The organism is Bradyrhizobium sp. CCBAU 51745, assembly GCF_028128715.1.
GTDB lineage: Bacteria > Pseudomonadota > Alphaproteobacteria > Rhizobiales > Xanthobacteraceae > Bradyrhizobium > Bradyrhizobium manausense.
In genome coordinates this window covers 1-25,133 of the sequence record NZ_LBJP01000055.1, presented here as the reverse complement: position 1 = coordinate 25,133, position 25,133 = coordinate 1, and the positions used below count along the sequence as shown (strand labels likewise).

Genomic DNA, 25,133 nt, shown 5'->3' with positions numbered 1-25,133 from the left:
GCGGCCGGCGACTTCGCTCATCGGCGCGAGCAGGGGGAGGTGGCCGGCCGCGTCGGTGACGGTTTCATAGGCGATCGCTGTGCAGCCGGAAGCGAGCAGGCCCTTGGCTTGCTCCGGATCCGGCGCAAGGTGGAGATAAGTGAACAGGATCTGGCCTTCGCGGAGCTGGGCCCATTCGCCCTTCTGCGGCTCCTTCACCTTCACGATCATCTCGGACTTGGCGAAGATGTCGCTTGCACTCGCCGCAATGGAGGCCCCTGCCCGCTGGTACACCTCATCGGACGCGCCGATGCCGTTGCCAGCGCCGGTCTCGACCGTCACCTGGTGGCCGGCTGCGACATATTCGCGGACGGCGCCCGGGGTGAGCCCGACGCGATATTCCTGGACCTTGATTTCCTTGGGTACACCGACACGCATCCTGCTGGTCTCCATTTGATTCCTGCTGAGATCGTAGCGGCGCAGGCGGTTTGGTTTCGTGCAAATATCCGCTAGCTTTGACCTTCCCGCGCCGGTTTCGGTCGCGGAAACGCCCTTTCACGCCGGAAACGAAACCTTGGCCCTCGACCGCAAAGACCTCGCGATTCTCGCGGAACTCACGACCAATGCGCGCGCCAGCCATACCGAGCTCGCCAACAAGGTCGGCCTGTCAAGCACAGCGCTGGCGCGGCGGCAGAAGGCGCTGGAGGATGACGGTTACATCCAGGCCTACCAGGCCGCGCTCGACCTCGCCCAGTTCGGCCTCACCACGACGGTGCTGGTGCGCATTGCGCTTGAGAGCCAGAGCGACGAGGCCCTGAAGGCCTTCGAGGCGGAGGTGGTGAAGTGTCCTTCCGTCGTGCGCTGCTTCCTGATGTCAGGCACCGACGATTACATCCTGATCGTGCTCGCACGTGACATCCAGGATTTCGAGCGCATCCACCGCACCGAGCTGTCGCGACTGCCGCGCGTGGCGCGGGTGCAATCGAGTTTTGCGTTGCGCGAGGTCGTCAACCGCGCAGTGCCGACCGTGGTGTTCGGCGAGACGAAGCGGTAGATCACGGTGCTCGATTGCCGCCAACTGTCATAGGACTGTCATCGAATGTGCAGAGACCTGTCTGGCTCCGCACATTCGGGACATGCCATGGACTATTTCAAGCGTTTCAACTTCCTGTTCGCCGCACCTGTGTTCGACGCCGGCGACCTCGAAGGCGTCGGGGATCGCGCGCGCTGGCCTGCTCTGCGGCGTCGCCTATCGCCACGGCCGCTGCTCCGACACCGTCATGGTGCAACGTTCGCTCGGTGCGGGGACGACGGCTCCCCCGCCGGTCACAGCGCCGGGCCGCTAGCCCTCACGACGGAAAATCGGACGGTCTGACCTGGATGCGATCGGCATGCAACGACCAGTGATGCAACGCCTGGTCCTTGCAGAATTTTGCCTTCGCTCGCTCCGTGGCCTCGATCTCGTCGATAGCGTCGATCTCGAGCGTACCCTGACAAACTTCGCTCTGCCGGCCGTACTCCCCGAGCACGTCCTTCATGAACCTGACGACATAAGTTGACATGGGACCTCCTGCTGCGCCGCCGGCACTCTAATCCCATTTAAGCCGGTTGGGGGAGGGAGATTTTGACGCGGATCAAGGCAAGGCGGCGGTTCCCGCCACCGATACAGTCCGTCAGCAATCAGGCGGTGATGTCGAGCAGGGACTTTTCCGTCTCGGAATAGGCCTGAATGACCTTGGCATTGGCCATGAAGCTGTATTTTGCGGTCGCCAGCTGAACGAATTGGTCAGCGAGATCGACATTAGGCGCAGCGACCAGGCCATCCTGGTTTGCGAAGGGAGCGCTCGGGTCGGACTGCGCGATATAGCTCGGCGACACCGTCGACACGGTCGCAACCGTACCGCCCGGCGTCGAGCCGCTCGATTGGTCGACCTGATGGACGCGTAGCGGCACATAGGCCGCCGGAAACGTGGGAGCAATGCCCGAACTGCCCGCACCGGCCGGTGCGCCCGATCCGCTTGACGCGGGCAGCGGACCCGTCGTTCGAACATTGGCGATGTTGCTGGCGGCCACGTTCGCTCGCAAACTCGCCGCAGAAAGTCCTGACGTCGCAATCGAAGAGATGCTCATGGGCCCTGATCTACAGGACAAGTCATACGCGTTCACTGACGCAATCCGTAAAATCCGTTGCGTTCTGTTTTCATCCGCGTAATCAGCGCAGAGAGCGCTTCGCCCCTACCCCGGCGTCACGCCAAAGGCCTGCCTGAAGCGCTCGGCATAGACGGGCCAGACCTCGGGATTGATGATGCGCGGCGGCCGCTTGCCATCGAGCGTCTCCAGCACCTGCTCGGCTGCGATGCGGCCCATGTTCCGGCGCGCTTCGATCGTCACACCCGCCGTATGCGGGCTTGCCAGCACGTTGTCGAACTGCAGCAACGGATGCTCCGGCGGCGGCGGTTCCTTGGACCAGACGTCGAGACCGGCACCGGCGATGCGCCTGTCGCGCAGCGCCTGGAGCAGCGCATCCTCGTCGTGGATGAAGCCGCGTGCGGTGGTGATGAAATAGGCGTGCGGCTGCATCAGGCCGAATTCGCGCACGCTGATCATGTTGCGGCTGCCCTTGTTGAGCGGGCAGGAGATCGAAACGAAATCGGCTCGGCGCAGCAGTTCGTCAAGCTCGACCTTCTCGCCACCCCGCTCGGCCATCACCTCTTTGGTGAGATAGGGATCGTAAGCCAGCACCTTCATGCCGAGCAGGCCCTTGCAGAGCGCGGCGATGCGGCGGCCGACATTGCCGAGACCGATGATGCCGACGGTCTTGTGCTCGACCTCGTTGCCGACGAGCTCGTTACGATTGACATTGGCCTCGCGGCGCAGCCGGCGATCTGACTGGATGATACGCTTGGACAGGGTCAACATCATCGCCAGCGCGTGCTCGGCCACCGAATGCGCGTTGCCGCCGGACTGATTGACGACCAGCACGCCTGCATCCGTGCAGGCCTCGACATCGACGGGGTCGAAGCCCGCGCCGTTGCTGGAGACCAGGAGCAGGTTTGGTGTGCGCTTCAGGAAGGCGGCGTCGACATGGAAGTGAGGCGCCAACTCGTCGCGCGCGGCACCGACCTGATAGACATGCGCCGCGCTCAGGATCGGCGCGTAAAAATCCTCCGGGCTTTCGTTCTCGATGCGGTCGAGCCGTACGTCGGACCGCGCCTTCAGGATGTCGATGTAAACAGGGTTGGCCAGGTATTTGACGTAGAAGACGCGCTTGCTGTTGACCGACATCAGGACCCTTCCGGCTCTGTCGCGGAGGCTCGCAAGGTCAGCGCAATACGCGTCCGTTCCTAGCGTTCCTCCCGTTTCTCATTATCCCGCTTATGGCACGGCGGTGCCGGCCACGGCAGCCCGTCTGGCGCAGATCACGGTGCCGGCCCGGACATGTTGACAATCCCGTCCGCTCCGTCAAGTTCGGCAAACGCCAGGACGGCCAAAGAAGACGGCCAAGGAAGAAGCATGTGCGGCGCGAGGGAGAACGCAATGGCGATTGCGGAGCAGCATAATTCGACGCAGGCATCCGGCGACAAGAGCTGGCATGGCATCGTCCTGCAAACCCTGAAGCGGAATGAAATCAGTCTCATTCCCTACGTGCCCGACCGGGTGCTGACGCCGCTGATCAAGAATCTGCACGCCGATGGTTTCTTTACGACCTTTGCCACCGCCCGCGAGGAAGAGGCCGTCGGCATCGTCTCGGGCGCCTGGATGGGCGGACGGCGCGGCGCGGTGCTGATGCAGACCTCGGGCTTTGCAACGCTGGCAAACACCCTCGCCTCGCTCGCGGTGCCCTACCAGATCCCGCTGATCATGTTCGTCTCCGAGCGCGGCACGCTTGGCGAATTCAACTACGGCCAGTCGCTGGTCTGCCGCACCATGCGCCCGGTGCTGGATTCGCTTGCAATCGAGCACCACACCATCATCCGGCTGGACGAGCTGGAATTCATCGTCGACCGCTCGATCAAGCAGGCGGTCACGACACAGGCGCCGGTGGCGCTGATCCTCAACCCGCTGCTCACGGGCGGCAAGGTCTTCGACAAGTGAGCGCCGTCATGAACACTGGCAATACCAAGATCATGAATCGCTTCGATGTGACGTCGCGCCTGATCGCGAAACTCAAGCATGAGGAAGCGGTGATCGGCGGGATCGGCAATACCAATTTCGACCTCTGGGCCGCCGGCCACCGCCCGCAGAACTTTTACATGCTGGGCAGCATGGGGCTCGCCTTCCCGATCGCACTCGGCGTGGCACTGGCGCAGCCCGATCGACGCGTCTTCGCGCTGGAAGGCGACGGCTCACTGCTGATGCAGCTCGGCGCGCTCTCGACGATCGCGGCCTTGAAGCCGAAGAACCTGACCATGATCGTGATGGACAACGGCATCTACCAGATCACCGGTGCGCAGCCGACGCCCGCCGCGGGCGTCGCCGATCTCGTTGCAATCGCACTGGGCTCGGGCCTCACCAACAGCGCCTGGGCCGCGGACGAAGAGGATTTCGAGCGGCTGGTCGATCAGGCGATGTCGGCTGACGAGCCCAGCCTGATCGCGCTGCGCATCGACGACAAGCCAGGCGTCGGCACCACCCGCCGCGATCCTGTGCAGATCCGCGAGCGCTTCATGCATGGCCTCGGCGTGCGCGAGCCGCTCTGAACCTCGTCACCGACCACAAAGCCCCACGGAGCATCACTCCGCGGGGCCATGTTTCCGGTCGCGTTGTCGCGCGATCAGTCGATGATCTTGACGACGCGGCGCGTGCGCGGTTCGACGATCACACGGCGATCGTTCACGACCGCATAACGATACTGGGTATAGTTCGGCACCGGCCGCAGCACCACGGTGTCGGGCAGCGGCTCGCCGACCACAACGCGCTCGCGCACCACGACGGAATCGTCACGCGGGATACCGCCCAGCACAGCGTTCGGAATCTCCAGTCCGGCGCCAACAGCCGCACCGACAGTGCCACCGACCATCGCACCTACCGGGCCGCCGATTTCGCCGCCCGCACGCGCGCCGTTCGCGGCGCCCTCGGCGGTCGTCGACTGAGCAAAGGCTGCGCTCGACGCCAGCAGCGACGCGGCAGCCAACGTAATCGCAAGACGGGTCTTCATGTCCTGATATCTCCCAATGATTGTTGTGCGCCATCAACCGCGAGGCCGGAGCATTTGTTCCGGTTCCCGCGTGACGAAACCCACATCGACATCGGCGAGTGTTACCGCGTAACAATTCAGGCTGCGGCGATCTCGTGACCCGCCATCAGTTCCAGCGCCCGCACCATGGCCGAATGATCCCAGCCTTTGCCGCCATGCGCGGTGCAGGACGAAAACAATTGCTGCGCCACCGCCGTGCTCGGCAGCGCCAGGCCGAGAGCGCGCGCGCCTTCGAGCGCAAGGTTGAGATCCTTCTGGTGCAGCTCGATGCGGAAGCCGGGATCGAAATTGCGCTTCACCATGCGCTCGCCATGCACTTCGAGAATCCGCGACGAGGCGAAGCCGCCCATCAGCGCCTTGCGCACCAGCGCAGGATCGGCGCCGGCCTTGGAGGCGAACAGCAGCGCTTCACTCACCGCCTCGATCGTCAGTGCCACAATGATCTGGTTGGCGACCTTGGTCGTCTGGCCGTCGCCATTGGCGCCGACATGCGTGACGTTCTTGCCCATCTTGTCGAAAATCGGCTTCATGGTGCCAAAGGCCCGCTCCGGCCCGCCGACCATGATGGTGAGGCTCGCCGCCTTGGCGCCGACTTCCCCGCCGGACACCGGCGCATCGAGGTAGTCCGCACCGAGCGCCTCGACCTTCTTCGCGAACTCCTTCGTCGCCAGCGGCGAGACCGAACTCATGTCGACCACGATCTGGCCCTTGGAGAGGCCGCCCGCAACGCCGTCCTTGCCGAACAGCACCGCCTCGACGTGCGGCGTATCCGGCACCATGATGATGACGGCATCGGCCTCCTCCGCCACCTCCTTTGCCGATTTGCAGGCGATGCCGCCTGCGGCAATCAACTCGGGCGCGACGGGCGCAATGTCATGCAGGAATACTCGATGGCCCGCAGCAACGAGATGGCCGGCCATCGGCCGTCCCATAGTGCCAAGTCCGATGAATCCGATGTCGATCATGGTCTCGTTTCCTCTCGATTAGGTAAGTCGATCCGCGCGCTCGCTCACCTCTCCCGCAAGCGGAGAGGGAGCGCACCGCCGCTGTGGCTGCGTCTCACGTCTCAAATGTCTGCGCGGCGTGCCAGGACAGGCCTTCCAGTGTCGTGGTGCGCGGCTTGTATTCGCAGCCGATCCAGCCACGATAACCGATCGCGTCGAGATGGCGGAACAGGAAGGGATAGTTGATCTCGCCGGTACCGGGCTCGTGCCGGCCGGGATTGTCGGCGAGCTGGATGTGGGCGATCTGCGGAAGGTATTCCTGCATGGTGCGGGCGAGATCACCCTCCATGATCTGCATGTGATAGATATCGTATTGCACAAACAGGTTGTTCGACCGCACCTCGGAGATCAGCCGTAGCGCCTGCTCCGTGCCATTGAGGAAGAAGCCGGGAATGTCGAGCGTGTTGATCGGCTCGACCAGCAGCTTGATGTTCTCCCGCGCCAGCGTCGAAGCCGCAAAGCGCAAATTGCCGACCAACGTCTCCTGAAGCTCGCGCGGATCGGCGTCCGCAGATGCGATGCCGACGAGGCAATTGAGCTGCTCGCAATCGAGCGCCTTGGCATAATCGATGGCGCGAAACACGCCGTCGCGGAATTCGGCGGTGCGATCGGGCATGATCGCGATGCCGCGCTCGCCGGCGGTCCAGTCGCCGGCGGGGAGATTGTGCAGCACCTGGGTCAGCCCGTGGGCCTCAAGCTGTTCGCGGAGCTGCGCCTTGTCGAAATCGTAGGGAAAGAGATACTCGACCCCGACAAAGCCTGCGGCCTTCGCCGCGGCAAAGCGGTCGATGAACGGCATCTCATTGAAGAGCATGGTGAGGTTGGCGGCGAATTTCGGCATGATGCTGTCCCCCTATTCCGCCGGCTGCAGCTCGCGCGTGGTCCCGACCTCGTCGAGCGGCAGATCCAGCACCTCCTCGAACTCGACGATGTTGTCGATCTCGGTGCCCATCGCAATGTTGGTGACGCGTTCGAGGATGAACTCCACCACCACGGGTACGCGGTGCTTCGCCATCAATTCGCGTGCGGTCGCGAACGCGGCCTGCGTGTCCTTGGGATCGGTGACGCGGATCGCCTTGCAGCCGAGGCCTTCGGCCACCGCGACATGATCGACGCCGTAGACGCCGATCTCCGGCGCGTTGATGTTCTCGAAGGAGAGCTGGACGTGATAATCCATCTCGAAGCCACGCTGGGCCTGGCGGATCAGGCCAAGATAGGAATTGTTCACGACGACATGGATGTAGGGCAGATTGAACTGCGCTCCGACCGCGAGCTCCTCGATCAGGAACTGGAAGTCGTAGTCGCCGGACAGCGCGACGATGTCGCGATCCGGGCACGCCGCACGCACGCCGAGCGCTGCCGGCAAGGTCCAGCCCAGCGGACCAGCCTGCCCGGCATTGATCCAGTTACGCGGCTTGTAGACGCCCAAAAACTGCGCGCCGGCGATCTGCGACAGGCCGATCACCGTGACATAGGTGGTGTCGCGGCCGAACGCCTTGTTCATCTCCTGATAGACGCGCTGCGGCTTGATCGGAACGTTGTCGAAATGGCTCTTGCGCAGCATGGTCTTCTTGCGGTCGCGGCAGGACGCGGGCCACGCCTGGCGCTCGCGGAGCCTGCCGGAACGTCGCCACTCCCGGGCGACGGCAACGAAGAGTTCGAGCGCGGCCTTCGCGTCCGACACGATGCCGAGATCGGGGTTGAACACGCGCCCGATCTGCGTCGGCTCGATATCCACGTGAACGAATTTGCGCCCCTTGGTGTAGGTCTCGACCGAGCCGGTGTGCCTGTTGGCCCAGCGATTGCCAATGCCGAGCACGAAATCGGACTCCAGCAGCGTGGCGTTGCCATAGCGATGGCTGGTCTGGAGACCGACCATGCCGGCCATCAGCACGTGATCGTCGGGGATCGTGCCCCATCCCATCAGCGTCGGTACCACAGGCACATTGGCGATCTCGGCGAATTCGACCAGCAGGTCGGAGGCGTCGGCATTGATGATGCCGCCGCCGGCAACGATCAGCGGACGCTCGGCGGCGTTGAGCATCTCCAGTGCCTTCTCTACCTGCTTGCGCGTGGCGGTGGGCTTGTAGACCGGCAGCGGTTCATAGGTCTCGTCGTCGAACTCGATCTCGGCGAGTTGCACGTCGAGCGGCATGTCGATCAGGACCGGCCCCGGCCGGCCCGAACGCATCACATGAAACGCCTGGCTGAAGACGCGCGGCACCAGCGCCGGCTCGCGCACGGTCACCGCCCATTTCGTCACCGGCTTTGCGATCGACTCGATGTCGACAGCCTGAAAGTCTTCCTTGTAGAGCCGCGCCCGCGGCGCCTGGCCGGTGATACAGAGGATCGGAATGGAATCGGCGATCGCCGAATAGAGGCCGGTGATCATGTCGGTGCCGGCCGGCCCCGAGGTGCCGATGCAGACGCCGATATTGCCGGCCTTGGCCCGTGTATAGCCTTCGGCCATGTGCGAGGCACCCTCGACATGGCGCGCCAGGATGTGGCGGATCGAGCCACGCTTCTTCAGCGCCGAGTAAAGCGGATTGATCGCCGCCCCAGGAACGCCGAAGGCGGTCGAGATGCCTTCCTTCTCCAGGATACGCACGGCTGCATCGACGGCTCGCATCTTCGCCATATCGGACCTCGCTCAAGTTTAAGTCAGCGAGCGAGATCATCAGGTGCGCAGATGCACATCTCAACGAGATCGATTTTATTTTCCACGATGCGGCAGCCGCTGGAAAAACGCGGCGGTCTCAATTGGTTAGATCGAGAAATGCGTGAAAGCTGGTCATTCGAACAACGGCGCCAGCTCCATCTGCGGCACCAGCACGAGGCCCTTGTCGGTGATGCGAATTTCCGGAATGACCGATAGCGGAATCAGATTGAATCCCATGTAGGGGATGGTGCAGCCGGCCTCGGCCCATTCCTTCTTCAGCACTTTGACCTCTTCGGCCACTTCGATGACGCGCTTGTCCGAGAGCAGCCCCGCGATGGGCAGCGGCACCAGCGCCCTCACCTTGCCGTCGGCGACGACGCAGACGCCGCCCTGCTGCTCCTTGATCGCAGCGATCGCGACCTGCATGTCGCGCTCGTTGGTGCCAGCGACGATGATGTTGTGGCTGTCGTGGCCCACGCTGGAGGCAACCGCGCCGCGCTTCAGGCCAAAATCCTTTAGCAGGCCGTAAGCGACGTTGCCGGCCGACTTGCCATGACGCTCCACGACAGTGACGAAGCACAGGTCATACCGCGCGAACAGCGACGGCCAATCCTTGGCCGGCTCGATCGCGACCTTCTCGTGGATCAGCGTAATGCCGGGCAGCGCGGTCTTGATGGCGTTGACGGTGCAGGCCTTTGTCGGTAGCTCCGGCGTCAGCTTGATCTTCTCCGGCAGCTTCACGGTCGCGTATGCCGCCTTCGGATATTGATAGCGCTGCGACAGCGCCTGATCGAGGCGCGGCGTGATCTTGCGGTTCTCCACCACGAGCTCGCCGCCATACCAGGTCGATTGCGGCTTGAGATTGTCGTCCATCAGCACGAGATCGGCGCGGCGGCCGCCGCCGAGCCCGCCGATATCCCCCTCCATGCCAAAGCGGGTGGCGCCGTGCAGCGAACCCATCGACCAGGCCTGTTCCGGCGACATCCCCGCCTTCACGGCTTCGCGCACCACCCAGTCGAGGCCAAAGAGCAGGAGATCATCGGCATCGCGGTCGTCGGTGCAGACTGCGGTGCGCTTGTGCGAGGCCCCGAGTTCGGTGATCGTCCGGATCGCCTGCGGCAGCGAATGCCAGGGCGTCGTCGGCGGGCCGCCGCGCAGGAAAATCCAGACGCCTGCATCGAGCAGATCGTCGGCGATGTCGCGGTCGATCGCTTCATGCGTGTCGGTGACGCCGGAAGCCGCATAGGCCGCGACGAATTCACGGCCGTAGATATGCCCGGACACGGGTCGCCCGCGCTTCAGGGCTGCCGCGAGGATCGCGTGGCTGCGCTCGTCGCCCATGGTCACTGGCACGAAATCCATCTTTTCGCCGAGCGCGACGGCTTCAGGCCAGCGGTCGAACAGACCGGCGATCTTGTCGGGCGTGAGGTCGCCGCCGGCGGTCTCCAGTTCCGCCGAGGTTGCCGGCACCGTGCTCGGCACCGTCAGAAAGATCGAAAGCGGCGCCTCACGGGCGTCCTCCAGCATCGCCTCGACGCCGGCGACGTCCATGACGTTGCCGATCTCGTGGCTGTCGCAGAAGATCGTGGTGGTCCCGTTGAGCAGCGCGGCCTCGGCGTAGGCGCAGGCCGTCACCATTGAAGATTCGATGTGAATATGCGGATCGACCAGCCCCGGCGCGATGATCCCGCCCGCGGCGTCATACAGCGGCACGTGGCTCCACATCTTCTTCGCCGTTCCGGCCGGTTTCACCGCGGCGATGCGGCCGCCCGTGATCCAGACCTCGCGTCCCGGATGGATCCGCTCCGAATAGGTCGAGAGTACCCTTGCACCTGAGATGACGAGGTCGGGTGCGAGCCGCGCAGAGGCGACATCGGCGAGACGTCGCGTCATCGAATGCAGTGGCGCGACGGCAAAGCGGGTCAGTTTGGTCATCGGAGCTCCCGGCGGACGTGGTTCGTCCGGCAATGGTTGCGCCCTCATGCAGGAGGGGCAACTCAATTAAAACGGCACTTCTGCTTACGCATTGGGCAGGACCGGCCGCTGGCACGTGGCCGGCACAGCCCATCGATGGCCGCGGAAGCATAGCACGGCGCCGCTACGGCCGCCCTTCCCTCATCCGTTACAGCCCGAAATGAACTTCGCCCGCGCCGCCGCGATCAACTCAGGCCATGCTCAGACTCCTCGCCCTTCCCATCGAGATGTTGCGGATCGCCTTTTATGCGTTACAGGGCCTTTTCGACACGCTGCGGGCGCGCAACCGGCTGAACCTGGAATTCAACGTCCTCGTCAACGCGCCGCGGGATGACGTGTGGCAGTTCAGCACGGCCGATCATATGTACTGGATGGCCCGCCTGTGCTCGAGATCTCGCGCGCGCCCGTCCCTGATAGTGACGGCCTTTGGCTGACACGCGTCCTTGTCAGCGGCCAACGCAGGGCGTCTCGCGCGAGCTCGTGCGTGACGAGGTGAGCGGCGTTAAGACGTTTCAGCTCGAACGACTCTCAATCGGGGGCGGCTTCGCGCTGGCCTGCGCCTCGATCACGACGTTTGTCCTGTATGTCTACGTGATCAGTACTCGACTAGGACGCCTTCGGCTCCGGCGCGACGCCGCCGAGTGCGGCCGTTAGTTCCGCCGCTACCTCGCGGACCATGCGGCCAACCTCCGGCAATCGCTCATCGGTGATGCGGCTGGTCATCCCGGACACCGAGATTGCCGCAAGCGGCTCGGCCAGCGCGTTGTAGACCACGGCGGCGACGCAGCGCAGGCCCATCTGAGCCTCCTCGTCGTCGATTGCAAAGCCCTGCTTGCGAACCGTCGCGAGTTCTCTAAAAAGGTCGCTGGGCCGCACGATGGATTTTTCCGTGAGTCTCGGCATGCCGTGATGGCGGATGACCGCGCCCACATCCTCGTCGGAATAGGTCGCGAGCACGGCCTTGCCGACCCCCGATGTCACCATCGCGACGCGGCCGCCGACCTTGGTCAGCGAGCGCATGATCTCGCGGCTCTCCATGCGGGTCAGCACGATGATGAACTCGTCATCGACAACGGCGAGATTGGCGGTCTCGCGGGTGAGATCGCGCAGTTTGCGCAAATAAGGAATCGCCTGCGCGGTGAAATTGCGCCGCCGCGCGAAGCTCGCCCCGACGGTGAAGCTGCGGACGCCAACATGCCATTTGGATTCGGCGCGGTCGAACTGCACGAAGCGGCGGCTTTCCAGCGTCGCCAGCAGGCGGTGCACGGTCGAGGCCGACAGGCCGGTGCGAACGGCGAGATCGCTGAGGCGATAACCTTCGTCGTCCTCGGCCAGCGTCTCGAGGATCGACAGCGCGCGGTCGACAGACTGCACGCCGCCGTCACGATCGGCCTCCGCAGCCGATCGTGTCTCAGGCGATTTGCGCCGGATCACGTTCTTGCCCATCGCGACCTGCCGCTGTGGCTGGCGTCATTCGGGGGCGCGCGAAAGCGCGAACCCGGAATCTCGAGATCCTCAAGCGCACAAGTGCGCACCATAGTTCGACGCTTCGCGCCGCCCCGGGATGACCGGAGAGATTAGGCTCAGAGCAGCCCTGCCCCGCGCGCCCATTTGTACTTGGCACCTAACACCTCGACCGGCAGCTCGGTCGAGTAGGCATAGGCCGGGATGCCGTTCTGGTAGAGATATTCGGCGGCTTCCTCGACTTCGACGTCGCCGGCCAGTGAGGCCACGATTGGCTTCACAAAGCCCTTGGCCTCCATCTCCTTCTTCACCTCGACCATATTGCGGGCGAACACCATCGGCGGGGTGACGATGGTGTGCCAATAGCCGAGGATCAGTGAGTGGATACGCTCGTCCGACAGACCGAGCTTCACCGTGTTGACGTAGGTGATCGGCGGCTCGCCACCGGTGATATCCACAGGGTTACCAGCCGCGCCGAACGGCGGGATGAACTTGCGGAAGGCCGCATCGAGATCCGGCGGCATCGACATCAGTGACAGGCCGTTGTCGACACATGAGTCCGACAGCAGCACGCCCGAGCCCCCGGCACCGGTGATGATCAGCACGTTCTCGCCCTTAGGCGTCGGCAGCACCGGCACGCCGCGGGCGAATTCGAGCAGCTGCCGCAGGCTGCGGGCGCGGATCACGCCCGATTGTGCCAGCACGTCCTCGTAGATCTTGTCGTTACCGGCGAGCGCGCCGGTGTGCGACGAGGCCGCCTTCGCGCCGGCCGAGGTGCGGCCGGCCTTGAGCACAACGACCGGCTTCTTCTTGGAGACCCGCTTGGCGGCTTCCGCGAAGGCGCGACCGTCCTTGAGGTCCTCGCAGTGCTGCGCGATCAGATTCGTATTCGGATCCTGCTCGAAGAAAGCGAGCAGATCGTCCTCATCGATATCAGACTTGTTGCCAAGGCCGACGATCGCGGAGACGCCCATCTTGGCCGAGCGCGAGAAGCCGATGATGGCCATGCCGATGCCGCCCGACTGCGACGACAGCGCCGCGTGGCCCTTGACGTCGTAGGCGGTGCAGAAGGTCGCACAGAGATTGGCGGGCGTATAATAGAAGCCGTAGATGTTCGGTCCCATCAGGCGGATGTCGTACTTCTTGCCGACCTCGACGATCTCGGCCTGCAGCTCCGGCGCGCCGGCCTCGGCAAAGCCTGACGGAATCAGCACCGCACCGGGAATCTTCTTCTCGCCGCATTCGGTGAGCGCACCGGCGACGAACTTCGCGGGAATCGCGAACACCGCGACGTCGATCACGCCGGACACGTCTTTGACGCTCTTGTACGCCTTGTAGCCGAGGATCTCGGCTGCCTTGGGATGGATCGGAATGATCTCGCCCTTGTAGCCACCGTTGATGAGGTTCTTCATCACGGAGTTGCCGATCTTGCCGTCCTCGGCCGAGGCGCCGATCACGGCGACCGCCTTCGGCTGCATGATGCGGTTCATGGCTGCGACGATCTCTTCGGTCGGACGCGGCTTCGGCTTGGGTTTGTAGGCGAAGTCGACGACGATACGCACGTCCGCCGCAATCGCGTCCTTGGCGGTGGCGAACACAGGGTTGAGGTCGAGCTCGACGATTTCAGGGAAATCGGTGACGAGCTGCGAAACCTTGACGATGACATCGGCCAGAGCGGTGCGGTTCACCGGCTCGCCGCCGCGCACGCCCTTCAGAATTTCATGCGCCTGGATGCCGTCGAGCATCGACAGCGCGTCTTCCCTGGTCGCGGGCGCGAGGCGGAAGGTGATGTCCTTCAACACCTCGACCAGCACACCGCCGAGACCGAAGGCGACCAGCTTGCCGAACGAGCCGTCGGTGATCGAGCCGACGATCACTTCGGTGCCACCGGCCAGCATCTGCTGCACCTGGATGCCCTCGATCTTGGCGTCGGCTTTATACTTTTTGGCGTTGCCGAGAATGGTCTCGTAGGCCTTCTCGGCATCTTCAGCCGTCTTGACGCCGACGATGACACCGCCCGCTTCGGTCTTGTGGAGAATGTCCGGGGAGACGATCTTCATCACCACCGGGAAGCCCATCGACGACGCCATTTTGCCGGCCTCGCCGGCCGACTTCGCCACGCCCTCTTTCGGCACGGGAATGCCGTAGGCATCGCAGACCACCTTGCCTTCCGGCGCTGTCAGGCTGGTGCGTTTGTCGGCCTTGACCTGGTCAAGGACCTTGCGGACGACGTCTTTGGAATTCGACATGAGCTTCTCCCTTGACCTTCAGTTCTTGCTTTGCAAAGCGCGCGTGATGCGGCTGCCCGTGATACTTGCCATCTCCGCGCCCTGTTCCACCTAGCGGAACGGAGGGCTGAAAGGCCTTGATGACTCCGCCAGCTTGGATCAAAAATGGCTAACGATGGCATTTGGTATGCCAGGAGCCAACTTGTCAAGCCAGAGCACGGTCGATAACGCCGCAAAAAATAGGCAGCTTGACATTCTGGCATGTGGTATGCCAAAAACTTTCCGGCAAATATTCCTGTAAAAGACGACTCCCACTGGAGGAGAATCGTCGTGTCACTGCGGAAACCAACCAAGGCGTTGCCGAACATGGCCGAGGCAGACATCGCAATCGTTCGTATTGCCCCGGAGAGTAGCTTCAAGAACAAGGCGTATGACGCCTTGAAGGAAGCCATCCTCAAGATGGACATCTATTCGACGCCCGAGCCTGTCATGCTGGACGAGCGCGCGCTGTCCGAACGGCTGGGCGTCAGCCGCACGCCCATCCGCGAAGCGATCGCGATGCTCGAGCAGGATGGTTTCGTGAAGACCGTGCCGCGCCGCGGCATCATGGTGGTACGCCGGACCAAGAGCGAGATCGTCGACATGATCCGCGCCTGGGCGGCGCTTGAGAGCATGGCGGCGCGCCTGATCACCACCACCGCGCGCAAGAAGGACATCACGGCGCTGCGCGACTACTTCAAGGATTTCGGCAAGGACCGCCTGCCCGAGGATCACGTCGAGGAATATTCGAAGGCGAACATCGCCTTCCACCAGGCGCTGATCTCGCTGTCGGAGTCCCCCGTCCTGGTCGATCTCACCAACGACCTCTTGCTGCACGTGCGCGGCTATCGCCAGCTGACGATCGGCCGCAAGGACCGCACCGCGACCTCCCTGCCCGAGCATCTCGGCATGATCGAGGCGCTGGAAGCGCGCGACACCGAGCTCGCCGAGAAGCGCGCGCGTGACCACACCCTTGGCCTTGCCGCTTACGTCGAAGCGCACGGCCAAGAACTGTTTACTTAACTGTTCACCTAGCGACATTCACCAGAAGGGCGAACCATTCGCCCCACTACCTTGAGATCAGGGAGACAAGGCCCATGCTGAACACCGCGACCAAGTCCGAAGCACCGGGCACCGAGCAGGAACTGACGGATGGCTTCCATCTCGTCATCGACGCGCTCAAGCTGAACGGCATCAACACCATCTATAATGTGCCGGGCATCCCGATCACGGATTTGGGCCGCATGGCGCAGGCCGCCGGCATTCGTGTGATCTCCTTCCGCCACGAGCAGAACGCCGGCTACGCCGCCGGCATCGCCGGCTATCTCACCAAGAAGCCCGGCGTCTGCCTCACGGTGTCCGCCCCGGGCTTCCTGAATGGTCTCACCGCGCTCGCCCACGCCACCACCAACTGCTATCCGATGATCCTGGTCTCGGGCTCCTCCGAGCGCGAGATCGTCGATCTGCAGCAGGGCGACTACGAAGAGATGGACCAGCTCGCGATCGCAAAGCCGCTGTGCAAGGCGGCCTATCGCGTGCTGCACGCCCAGGACATCGGCATCGGCTTTGCCCGCGCCATCCGCGCCGCCGTCTCGGGCCGTCCGGGCGGCGTCTATCTCGACCTGCCGGCAAAGCTGTTCGGCCAGGTGATGAACGCCGAGGCCGGCCAGAAGTCGCTGGTCAAGGTGATTGACGCTGCGCCCGCGCAGATCCCCTCACCCGCGTCGGTGAAGCGCGCGCTCGACGTGCTCAAGAGCGCCAAGCGTCCGCTCATCATTCTCGGCAAGGGCGCGGCCTACGCGCAGGCCGACGAGGAGATCAAGAGCTTCGTCGAGAAGAGCGGCGTGCCGTTCCTGCCGATGAGCATGGCCAAGGGCCTGCTCCCCGATACGCACCCGCAATGCGCCGGCGCTGCGCGCTCGACCGTGCTGAAGGACTCCGACGTCGTCATGCTGATCGGCGCGCGGCTGAACTGGCTGCTCTCGCATGGCAAGGGCAAGAGCTGGGGTGATCAGCCGAAGAAGTTCATCCAGGTCGATATCGAGCCGAAGGAGATGGACTCCAACGTCGAGATCGTCGCGCCCGTGGTCGGCGACATCGGCTCGGTGGTCTCCGCCTTCAACCAGGCGATGGGCTCGTCCTGGACCACCCCGCCGGCCGAATGGACCAAGGCGGTGTCGTCCAAGCGTGAAGAGAACGTCGCCAAGATGGCGCCGAAGCTGATGAACAATAAATCGCCGATGGACTATCACGGCGCGCTCGGCGTGCTGAAGAATGTGATCAAGGATCATCCCGAAGCGATCCTCGTCAACGAAGGCGCCAACACGCTCGACCTCGCCCGCGGCGTCATCGACATGTACCGCCCGCGCAAGCGTCTCGACGTCGGCACCTGGGGCGTGATGGGCATCGGCATGGGCCAGGCGATCGCGGCTGCGCTCGAGACCGGCCACCCCGTGCTGGCAGTGGAAGGCGACTCGGCGTTCGGCTTCTCCGGCATGGAGGTCGAGACCATCTGCCGCTACAACCTGCCGATCTGCGTCGTCATCTTCAACAATGACGGCATCTATCGCGGCACCGACGTCAACGGCGCCAACTCCGATCCCGCGACCACCGTGTTCGTCAAGGGTGCGCGCTACGACAAGATGATGGAGGCCTTTGGCGGCGTCGGCGTGAACGCGACCTCGCCGGATGAACTGAAGCGCGCTGTGAATGAAGCCATGGCATCCCGCAAGCCGACGCTGATCAACGCCGTGATCGATCCGGCCGCGGGCTCGGAAAGCGGCCGCATCGGCAACCTCAATCCGCAGAGCGTTCTGCAGAAGAAGAAGTAGTCCCCCCTCAACCCTTATTCCCTGCGGGTGCAGGGGCAGACAGAGTACGGAGCATACAAGATGACCAAAGCGCTCGAGGGCGTTCGCATTCTCGACTTCACCCATGTCCAGTCCGGACCGACCTGCACGCAGCTGCTGGCATGGTTCGGCGCCGACGTGATCAAGGTGGAGCGCCCCGGCGTGGGTGACATCACCCGCGGCCAGTTGCAGGACATCCCGAACGTGGACAGCCTGTATTTCACCATGCTCAACCACAACAAGCGTTCGATCACGCTCGACACCAAGAACCCCAAGGGCAAGGAAGTCCTCACCGAGCTGATCAAGAAGTGCGACGTGCTGGTCGAGAATTTCGGCCCCGGCGTGCTCGACCGCATGGGCTTCCCCTGGGAGAAGATCCAGGCGATCAACCCGAAGATGATCGTCGCGTCGATCAAGGGCTTCGGCCCCGGACCGTACGAAGACTGCAAGGTCTATGAGAACGTGGCGCAGTGCACCGGCGGCGCCGCCTCCACCACCGGCTTCCGCGACGGGCTTCCGCTCGTCACCGGCGCGCAGATCGGCGATTCCGGCACCGGCCTGCACCTCGCGCTCGGCATCGTCACCGCGCTCTATCAGCGCACCCACACCGGCAAGGGCCAGCGCGTCACCGCGGCGATGCAGGACGGCGTGCTCAACCTCGCCCGCGTCAAGCTGCGCGACCAGCAGCGCCTCGCCCACGGCCCCCTGAAGGAATACAGCCAGTACGGCGAAGGCATTCCGTTCGGCGATGCCGTGCCGCGCGCGGGCAACGATTCCGGCGGCGGCCAGCCCGGCCGCATCCTGAAGTGCAAGGGCTGGGAGACCGATCCCAACGCCTACATCTACTTCATCACCCAGGCCCCGGTCTGGGAGAAGATCTGCGACGTGATCGGCGAGCCCAGCTGGAAGACCGATCCGAACTACGCCAAGCCGGCGGCCCGCCTGCCGCGCCTCAACGAGATCTTTGCTCGCATCGAACAATGGACGATGACCAAGACCAAGTTCGAGGCGATGGAGATCCTCAACAAGGACGACATCCCCTGCGGCCCGATCCTGTCGATGAAGGAGCTCGCCGAGGACCAGTCGCTGCGCGCGACCGGCACCGTGGTCGAGGTCGATCACCCGACCCGCGGCAAGTACCTCTCGGTCGGCAACCCGATCAAGCTGTCGGATAGCCCGAGCGACGTCACCCGCTCGCCGCTGCTCGGCGAGCATACCGACGAGATCCTGCGCGCGGTGCTCGGCTTCTCCGATCACCAGGTCGCCGAGATCCACAAATCGGGCGCGCTCGACCCGCCGCAGAAGCAGGCCGCCGAGTAAGCGGCACCACATTGCGTCAAAACGAAAGGGCCGCCCTTCGGGGCGGCCCTTTTTGCATCAGCAAGACCGTGCGGCTGCGAGCACACGCCAAAGACCAAAAACAACCCCATGCACAGTAGCCAACCTCGCCGGGCCAAGAGCAAATTTCGTATTTAGCGAATTTTCTTGACTCGTCGGGCAAAACAGCGGTAAAAGGCTATCATCGAGACGTTTCTTCCTGATGCCCTGCCCTATCGCTTCAGCTCCCTGATAACGTCGGCCATGCGCGTGTCGCCAGGCAAGAGGCGCCCAAGGTGCTCGGCATACTCCAGAGCGGCAACGGCGTCCCCTTTCTCACGGCTGAAATTCAGTGCGGCTGACAGCAGTTCCAGATTGTCGGGATGCCCGCGCAGACCTTCCTTCAGGACCGCAAGCGCATCATCGTGCCGGCCGGCCGAATGCAGCCCGATTGCATACACGTAGGCGTAGCGCGGCTGGCCCGGGTCCAGCGCCGCAGCCTGCTGCAGCTCTTCGATTGCTGCTTCGTTGCGCTTCTGGCGCACCAGCGTCAGACCGAGCGCGTGGTGGAGAGATGCCTCCTGCGCCGACACAGATAGAGCCTCGCGCAGGACCCGCTCGCCGTCGCTGTCGCGTCCGAGCTGCCGATACAGGTCAGACAGATTGATGGCCGCGGCCGCAAACGAGGGATCGAGCTTGAGTGCGGCGCGGTATTCGGCTTCCGCCCGATCGGCGCCGGCCTGGCGGGCGAGGAAATTGCCGAGCGCCGTGCGCGCCTCCGGCCGATCCGCGTTCAGCTTCTGCGCCTCGACGAATTCGGCAGCCGCCTGTGTGAACTTGTCGCGATCGGCCGCAGGCTGGCGTGCAGCGGGCACGGCGGCGAGAAGCTCGGCGGCGCGGATGCGCACGCCACGCACGGGATCGGTCAGTTGCGACGCGGCGAGCGACCAGAGCTGATCGGTCGGGGCTCCTTCTAGCCCATCGAGCGCGCCGAGCCTCACGAGCGGATCAGAATCAGAAAGTCCGCGCCGGGTCAGATCTAAGATCGGCGCGGGAAGCTCGGCCAGCGCGCTGGCGCGGACGATTCCGGCAACGTCGTCCGATGCTGCGATCGCCGCCAGCAACGCTTGCGCGTCGGACGCCTCGCGCCAAGCGGCGTGAAATGCGCCCGCGTAGGTCTGATAGCCGCGCCGCCCAGGGCCAAGCCAAGTTTCGAACTGTTGCGCGGCCCAATTCGCGGATCTGTCACGATGGCAGTCGTTGCACGCATTCGGTGCGCCCGTCTGCACGGAAAGATCAGGGCGCGGAACGCGGAAGCCATGGTCGTGGCGATGGTCGATGACCATATAGCGACGCTCCGGCATGTGGCAGGACGGGCAACCCGGCGGCGGGGAGACGTCAGCATGATGCCGGTGAGCGGGCGACTGATACTTGTCCGGCGCATGTCACTGCGCACAGGCGCCGTCCCCGGGCGCCTTCAGCGCTGCGCTATGCGGATCGTGGCAGTCGCTGCAAGTTACGCCTTTGGCAAACATCCTGCTCTGCTTGAACGGGGCGTAGTTGTAGGTCTCCTCATCGTCGCGCATCTGGCCGTCGGCATGGAAACGCTGGCGGTCGAGCAACGACACGCGATGCGTCTCGGAGAGCGGCCGTCCCGGCGTCCAATCTTCCGAAAGCTGTCCGCGGCGGGCATGGCAGCGCCCGCAGGTCTCGACCTCCTTGCGCAGCGCTGCTGCTGGCGCACTCCGTGTCGGCGTCGGCGTCCCGGCGGAGGCTGACCACGTGATGCCGGTGCGCTCGTCAAAACGGACCAGCAGGCCGTCGTCTACGCCGCGCGACGCCGGCTTTCCGCGCGCCCAGGCGACGTGACGCGAGCCGGCACCATGGCACGCCTCGCAGCCGACGCTGATCTCGGCGAAGGTAGTGGCAAACGTGTCCTTGGCGGCATCGTAGCCCTTGAGTACGCCGGTCGAGTGACACTCGGCGCACATGAAATTCCAGTTCTGGTTCAACTTCGTCCAATGCAAGGGATCGTTATGGGTGATGGCGCTGTCGGGATAGAGATGAAGCCAGCGCTGTCCGCCCTGCTCTTTCGTTCGCGTATCCCAGGCGATGGACAGGGCCTGGATGCGGCCATCGGGAAATTCGATCAGGTATTGCTGCAGCGGATCGATGCCGAAAGCGTATTTCACCTCGAAAGTCGCGAGCTTGCCGTCAGGTCCGTCGGTTTCGACCAGGAATTTGTTGTCCCTGCTGAAGAAGCGCGAGTGCGTGCCGGCGTAGTCAAAGGTCGCGTCGTTGAAGTCGCCGCGCACGGTCTGCGCGGTTGCGTGATCCATGGCATGGCGGTGCTGCGAGCTCTGCCAAAGCTTCGTCTCGGCTTGATGACAGCCGGCGCAGGACTCGCTGCCGACGAACGCCAGCTTGGCATGCGAGGGAGGCTCGATCGGGGCCTTCGATGTCTCGTACCAGAACAGTCCGACAGCAATCACGCAGGCCAGGACGCTCGCAGCGACGACCACCCGCTTCGTCGTGCCCTGCGGCGCAAGCTGCGGTATGGATCGAACTGGCTCTGGCATGTGTGCCCGAGCCTTGTCACGCCTGCGGTTCCTTCGCGAGCCTCTTGCCACGTCCGCTCACCGGTCCCGTTCAACGTCAGTTGCTTACACGTGAAGGTCATTGTCGTGCGATAACGCGGGCCAAGCTGGTCAATCGAGGGCGTGACTGGCATCAGATCGATCACGCTTTGCATGTTTCCGCCAATCGATGCTGGACTGCTGACTTCGTCAACGAAGCGGCTCGACCTTGGCAACCATGTCTGGCGCGCGGCTCACCCGGTAGTTCGCATTGCTGCATCTGAGCATCCATACCGCATGATCGGGCCGCGAACGCTTCGCGTCTTTCGCCGCGCCGAGCGCCTTGTCGCAGGCGAAGCCCTGCATGCGGATTTGCGCGGCGAGCATCCCCTGCACCGTCTCTTCGGCGGCTTGCGCTGCCGCTCCGGCGAACGCCACAGCTGCAATCAGTGCAACGGTCGATAGCCACATCGAGCAACTACGTTTCAAGAACCTCATCCCGCCATCCTCTGCACTGGACCCGGCGGGAAGCCGGCTGGCTTCCCGCCCATCTCGCATCACTGCTGGACACATTGCTGGACGAACTTGACTCGCTCCACCATGCCGAGGTCCTTCGCTTCCGCCTGCTTGCGGCAGGCTTCGCGCTTGTCGATCCGCAACTGGATCTTGTCTACCAGGCTCAGGCCGACGGTTCCGACCTGTGGTTCGGCCGAAGCCGTCTTTCCGGTGTCGGCGGACGGACCGTCACCGGCCGCCCGGGCCGCCTGCTGCAGGCGCTTGACGTCGTCCGGGCTCAGCTTCGGCCGCTCTATGTCGAGCGTGAGCTTGTTGATCTTGCCGGTGAAGGCAAACGGTGTCTGATAGTCGTTGTCGTCCACCGGCGTGCCGGTGTCGGAGCCGATGTCGAACGCTTCATCCCATTGCAGGATGAACGGCAGCGTCTGCTCCATCTTCTCCGTGGCCACCGCCTTGCCGTCGACCTTCAGCGCGCCGGTGCCGCCCTGGCCGATGCCGGTATAATCGCCGAACATCATCGTGGCCGCGCCAAGACCATCGTACTTGAAGTCAAACTCGATCAGGTGCTTGCCGGGGGTCAGATCAGGTCCCTCCCAACGCACCCGCTTCAGGTCGACGAGGTTCCACGTGAAGACTGGCTTGTTCTTGAGGACATAGAAGCCATAGCCCCCGAAACGCCCTCCCTGCGTCACGAGCATGCCCTCGGCGCCGCCATCTGGAATATCGACGTCGACCTTGAAGTTATAGGAGGCGTTGAGCAGGCTCGGCGCGTCGCCGTTCGGCGTGCCGGTCATCGGTCGGATCCAGGCAAAGTTCGTGCGGCCCGCGCTCAGACTGGGACGCGGAGTAATCATGCGCGACGCCACCGTCGAATCGAGCGGCAGCACCTGATATTTTTCCGCCTCCTTCCAGAACAGCGCCTGCAACTCCTTCAGCTTGTCCGGATTCTTGGCAGCAACGTCCTCGGCTTGCGTCCAGTCGTTGCGCAGGTCATAGAGCTCCCAGGGATAGTCGCCCGGGTTCGGCAGCTTCGCGACCGTCACCCACGGCGGCCGCAGGACCTTTGTGCTGGCGATCCAGCCGTCATTGTAGATTGCCCGATCAGCAAACATCTCGAAATACTGCGTCGTGTGTGTCGTTGCCGCATTCGCGTTCTTGGCATCGAACGTGTACATCATGCTGACGCCCTCGATCGGGCTTTGCTTGATGCCGTCGACGATGTCCGGCTGCTTGATCTGTGCGGCCTCAAGAATGGTCGGCACGATGTCGATGACGTGATGGAACTGGGCGCGGATGCCGCCCTTGTCCTTGATGGCAGCCGGCCAGGATACCGCCATGCCCTGCCGCGTGCCGCCGAAATGCGAGACGATCTGCTTGGTCCAGGAGAATGGCGTGTCGAATGCCCAGGCCCAGCCGATCGACATGTGGCTGTAGGTCTTGTCAGTACAACTACATGACCTATGTCATGGGCGACATCCCGGTCGGGGCTTACCAGTCGACCCGCCTCGCCAATATCGGGCTCGGGCATGGGACGATCGACGCTGGCGGCGGCTATACTTATTTCAATCCGCAGACGGGGCATGAACTGTCCGGCGTGCTCGGCCTCACATACAATTTCAAGAACACCGACACGCAGTATCAGAGCGGCGTCGACATGCATTTCGATTGGGGCGCCTCACAATTCCTGACCAAGCAGGTCCAGGTCGGTCTCGTAGGTTACGTCTACAAGCAACTCGGCTGCGACAGCGGCTCCGGCGATCGCGTCGGTTGCTTCCGCTCGCAGGTCGCGGCCGCAGGCCCGCAGGTCGGCTTCATCTTCCCGGTGGGCGACATGCAGGGCTATCTGAACCTGAAGGCTTACAAGGAGTTCGCCGCGGAAAACCGGCCCGAGGGCTGGAATGCCTGGGTGACCTTTGTCATCTCGCCTGCGGCGCCGCCCCCGGCTGTGACGCCGACAGAGCACATCATCACGAAGTGACAGGCGCGGCATTGTCAGGCGCGTTGTTTGGGTTGATTTGAATCAACGTCGATCCCGAAATGCCGTGGCTCCCTGTCCCATATTGGTTGCAGCGTCCGGGCGGCGCGCGGGCACTGTCAACTGTCAAACGATCCGATCCCTTCTTTTCGATCGTCGAGTACAGCCATGATAAGCGCTCGCTTTGTTGCCGTGCTTGCGACTTTTCAAATTGGGCTCGCTCCGCCAGCCCATGCAGCGGACCATTACGTTCGTCCAACTGGTGCAAAGGCTCAGGTCTCGCGTTCACCGTCCCCTGTTTCTCCAGCCTGGCGCGGCTTCGTGTTGCGGCAGGATCTGTTTGATCGTGCCAATCCAAACAATCTCAGGTCCGATTGGTCCCCACCGCCGGCTCAGCCGGGGCAATTCTAGCAAGGAGACACAGATGAACAGCGCCCTGCTCTCACTTGCACTGCTTGCGGGTTCAATGGTCATACCGGCTTCTGATCGCGTTCCCGAACTGAAGGTCGAAGCGCTTTGCAAGGCGACGTCCGAAACGGACAAGTCGATGGGGCTGGCGTTGGCGCAAAGCTTTACCGATTGCATGCGCGATGAAACGACAGCGCAGCAGCAGCTCAGCACGGTGTGGTTGTCGGCCAAGCCCGCTGTCCGCGATGCCTGCGAAGGTGAGGCCATAACAGGAGGAACCCAAAGCTACGTCGATTTGCTCACCTGCATCCAAATGGCCGAGACCGCAACTGCGCTGGCATCGACGCCGCCGCTCAGAGGGGCCAGCAAGAACCGAAACAAGCAATAGTGGGCGCGGGCGGGCCGCTTCGCCAGGTAACACTACAATTCTGCAAGCGATGTCGATCGGCCCCGGCGCTGCTTTTGCCGCCGCAAAACCGCGGCCAATTTCTGAATGCTCAGGTTCACTCGAAGCCCGCTGCTGATGTTATGCAATGGCCAACCAGCGTACTCGACGCCGCAGAACTGGAGCGACTGCGTTCTAAAGGTCTAGTTGCGGTTAACAGCTACATCTATGAGTCAATCATTATGGCAGCAAAATCACGCAGCTTATGCGATCAAGTCTCCAGGATCATCAGCCGAGGCTTGCTAACGCGCCCGAAGCTGGCGTGCTGAATTCTCATTTGTCCGACCTTGGCTTCGCAGGCGCCGACCAGATCGCTGAGTTGGTGCTCGCAACCGGGTACCGGGCCGTCCTTAGGGCCGACGCGACGTACCGTTAGAGGCGGATTGAGCAGGTACCCGGCCGACAAGTTCAGCTGTCGGGTAGAGTCGAGATGTGGCGCGGCGGTTGTAGGCTGAACATATCTGTTGCCGCCTCTTTCGTCTGGCGGTGCCTTAGTAGTTCGA

General features: G+C 63.5%; 22 protein-coding genes and 3 pseudogenes. 10 read left to right on the top strand and 15 right to left on the bottom strand.

What is annotated here, in order from left to right; translation table 11 throughout:
• Positions 1-417 (bottom strand): annotated as a pseudogene (locus XH98_RS13690) (alanine dehydrogenase); the annotation flags it as partial.
• A 136-nt stretch (positions 418-553) separates the two neighbouring features.
• On the opposite strand from XH98_RS13690, the gene XH98_RS13685 reads away from it, so the two are divergent.
• Positions 554-1,033 (top strand): Lrp/AsnC family transcriptional regulator, encoded by a 480-nt coding sequence (locus XH98_RS13685; protein WP_057759127.1) that lies wholly within the window; start codon positions 554-556, stop codon positions 1,031-1,033.
• 160 nt (positions 1,034-1,193) lie between these two features.
• A pseudogene (locus tag XH98_RS13680) lies at positions 1,194-1,325 on the top strand (GNAT family N-acetyltransferase); the annotation flags it as partial.
• Positions 1,326-1,328: 3 nt separating this feature from the next.
• Here XH98_RS13680 and XH98_RS13675 read toward each other — a convergent pair.
• From XH98_RS13675 to XH98_RS13665, 3 genes are all read right to left on the bottom strand, one after another.
• Positions 1,329-1,541 carry a hypothetical protein gene (locus tag XH98_RS13675; protein ID WP_057742018.1) on the bottom strand — a complete coding sequence of 71 codons (213 nt, stop codon included), beginning with the start codon at positions 1,539-1,541 and terminating at the stop codon, positions 1,329-1,331.
• Positions 1,542-1,659: 118 nt separating this feature from the next.
• Entirely contained in the window at positions 1,660-2,109 is a 450-nt protein-coding gene (locus XH98_RS13670) for a flagellar basal body rod protein FlgC (protein ID WP_271618893.1), read from the bottom strand.
• A gap of 105 nt (positions 2,110-2,214) precedes the next feature.
• Positions 2,215-3,264, bottom strand: coding sequence for a hydroxyacid dehydrogenase (locus tag XH98_RS13665; protein ID WP_271618892.1), 1,050 nt, complete (start codon positions 3,262-3,264; stop codon positions 2,215-2,217).
• Positions 3,265-3,516: 252 nt separating this feature from the next.
• Here XH98_RS13665 and XH98_RS13660 point away from each other — a divergent pair, with 252 nt between their 5' ends.
• Both XH98_RS13660 and XH98_RS13655 read left to right on the top strand, forming a co-directional pair.
• Positions 3,517-4,074 (top strand): thiamine pyrophosphate-binding protein, encoded by a 558-nt coding sequence (locus tag XH98_RS13660; RefSeq protein ID WP_271618891.1) that lies wholly within the window; start codon positions 3,517-3,519, stop codon positions 4,072-4,074.
• 8 nt (positions 4,075-4,082) lie between these two features.
• Positions 4,083-4,679: a thiamine pyrophosphate-dependent enzyme gene (locus XH98_RS13655; RefSeq protein ID WP_271618890.1), complete on the top strand. Its 597-nt coding sequence runs from the start codon at positions 4,083-4,085 to the stop codon at positions 4,677-4,679.
• A 74-nt stretch (positions 4,680-4,753) separates the two neighbouring features.
• Here the strand turns inward: XH98_RS13655 and XH98_RS13650 are convergent, their stop codons facing one another.
• The 5 genes from XH98_RS13650 to XH98_RS13630 all read right to left on the bottom strand — a co-directional run bounded on the left by XH98_RS13650 (position 4,754) and on the right by XH98_RS13630 (position 10,774).
• Positions 4,754-5,137: a DUF1236 domain-containing protein gene (locus tag XH98_RS13650; RefSeq protein WP_271618889.1), complete on the bottom strand. Its 384-nt coding sequence runs from the start codon at positions 5,135-5,137 to the stop codon at positions 4,754-4,756.
• A 116-nt stretch (positions 5,138-5,253) separates the two neighbouring features.
• Positions 5,254-6,141 carry a 2-hydroxy-3-oxopropionate reductase gene (locus XH98_RS13645; RefSeq protein ID WP_271618888.1) on the bottom strand — a complete coding sequence of 296 codons (888 nt, stop codon included), beginning with the start codon at positions 6,139-6,141 and terminating at the stop codon, positions 5,254-5,256.
• Between the two features lie 94 nt (positions 6,142-6,235).
• A complete protein-coding gene (gene hyi, locus XH98_RS13640) occupies positions 6,236-7,021 on the bottom strand; it encodes a hydroxypyruvate isomerase (protein WP_271618887.1) in 786 nt (261 codons plus the stop codon).
• 12 nt (positions 7,022-7,033) lie between these two features.
• Complete coding sequence (gene gcl, locus XH98_RS13635; protein ID WP_271618886.1) at positions 7,034-8,818, bottom strand: glyoxylate carboligase; 1,785 nt, start codon at positions 8,816-8,818, stop codon at positions 7,034-7,036.
• Positions 8,819-8,971: 153 nt separating this feature from the next.
• Positions 8,972-10,774: an adenine deaminase C-terminal domain-containing protein gene (locus tag XH98_RS13630; protein WP_271618885.1), complete on the bottom strand. Its 1,803-nt coding sequence runs from the start codon at positions 10,772-10,774 to the stop codon at positions 8,972-8,974.
• A 236-nt stretch (positions 10,775-11,010) separates the two neighbouring features.
• Between XH98_RS13630 and XH98_RS13625 the strand changes: the two genes are divergently transcribed.
• Entirely contained in the window at positions 11,011-11,247 is a 237-nt protein-coding gene (locus XH98_RS13625; protein WP_271618884.1) for a hypothetical protein, read from the top strand.
• A gap of 172 nt (positions 11,248-11,419) precedes the next feature.
• On the opposite strand, the gene XH98_RS13620 is transcribed toward XH98_RS13625, so the two are convergent.
• Together XH98_RS13620 and XH98_RS13615 are read right to left on the bottom strand one after the other, a co-directional pair.
• Positions 11,420-12,259, bottom strand: coding sequence for an IclR family transcriptional regulator (locus XH98_RS13620; RefSeq protein WP_271602194.1), 840 nt, complete (start codon positions 12,257-12,259; stop codon positions 11,420-11,422).
• A 137-nt stretch (positions 12,260-12,396) separates the two neighbouring features.
• A complete protein-coding gene (locus tag XH98_RS13615) occupies positions 12,397-14,526 on the bottom strand; it encodes an acetate--CoA ligase family protein (RefSeq protein ID WP_271602195.1) in 2,130 nt (709 codons plus the stop codon).
• A 345-nt stretch (positions 14,527-14,871) separates the two neighbouring features.
• Here XH98_RS13615 and XH98_RS13610 point away from each other — a divergent pair, with 345 nt between their 5' ends.
• The 3 genes from XH98_RS13610 to frc all read left to right on the top strand — a co-directional run bounded on the left by XH98_RS13610 (position 14,872) and on the right by frc (position 18,713).
• Complete coding sequence (locus XH98_RS13610; protein ID WP_164933761.1) at positions 14,872-15,567, top strand: GntR family transcriptional regulator; 696 nt, start codon at positions 14,872-14,874, stop codon at positions 15,565-15,567.
• 74 nt (positions 15,568-15,641) lie between these two features.
• Positions 15,642-17,375, top strand: coding sequence for an oxalyl-CoA decarboxylase (gene oxc / locus XH98_RS13605; RefSeq protein WP_271618883.1), 1,734 nt, complete (start codon positions 15,642-15,644; stop codon positions 17,373-17,375).
• A 60-nt stretch (positions 17,376-17,435) separates the two neighbouring features.
• On the top strand, positions 17,436-18,713 hold the full coding sequence (gene frc, locus XH98_RS13600; protein WP_271618882.1) for a formyl-CoA transferase: 1,278 nt from the start codon (positions 17,436-17,438) through the stop codon (positions 18,711-18,713).
• A gap of 230 nt (positions 18,714-18,943) precedes the next feature.
• On the opposite strand, the gene XH98_RS40885 is transcribed toward frc, so the two are convergent.
• The 4 genes from XH98_RS40885 to XH98_RS13585 all read right to left on the bottom strand — a co-directional run bounded on the left by XH98_RS40885 (position 18,944) and on the right by XH98_RS13585 (position 23,226).
• Positions 18,944-20,056 (bottom strand): tetratricopeptide repeat protein, encoded by a 1,113-nt coding sequence (locus XH98_RS40885; protein WP_333931856.1) that lies wholly within the window; start codon positions 20,054-20,056, stop codon positions 18,944-18,946.
• Positions 20,057-20,155: 99 nt separating this feature from the next.
• Positions 20,156-21,289: a multiheme c-type cytochrome gene (locus XH98_RS40880; RefSeq protein ID WP_333931855.1), complete on the bottom strand. Its 1,134-nt coding sequence runs from the start codon at positions 21,287-21,289 to the stop codon at positions 20,156-20,158.
• A 207-nt stretch (positions 21,290-21,496) separates the two neighbouring features.
• Entirely contained in the window at positions 21,497-21,724 is a 228-nt protein-coding gene (locus tag XH98_RS13590; RefSeq protein ID WP_271618881.1) for a hypothetical protein, read from the bottom strand.
• A gap of 119 nt (positions 21,725-21,843) precedes the next feature.
• Complete coding sequence (locus XH98_RS13585; RefSeq protein WP_442868577.1) at positions 21,844-23,226, bottom strand: hypothetical protein; 1,383 nt, start codon at positions 23,224-23,226, stop codon at positions 21,844-21,846.
• A 23-nt stretch (positions 23,227-23,249) separates the two neighbouring features.
• Between XH98_RS13585 and XH98_RS13580 the strand changes: the two are divergent.
• Together XH98_RS13580 and XH98_RS13575 are read left to right on the top strand one after the other, a co-directional pair.
• A pseudogene (locus tag XH98_RS13580) lies at positions 23,250-23,780 on the top strand (SphA family protein); the annotation flags it as partial.
• A gap of 421 nt (positions 23,781-24,201) precedes the next feature.
• Entirely contained in the window at positions 24,202-24,573 is a 372-nt protein-coding gene (locus XH98_RS13575; protein ID WP_271602204.1) for a hypothetical protein, read from the top strand.
• The last annotated feature ends 560 nt before the right edge of the window (positions 24,574-25,133 follow it).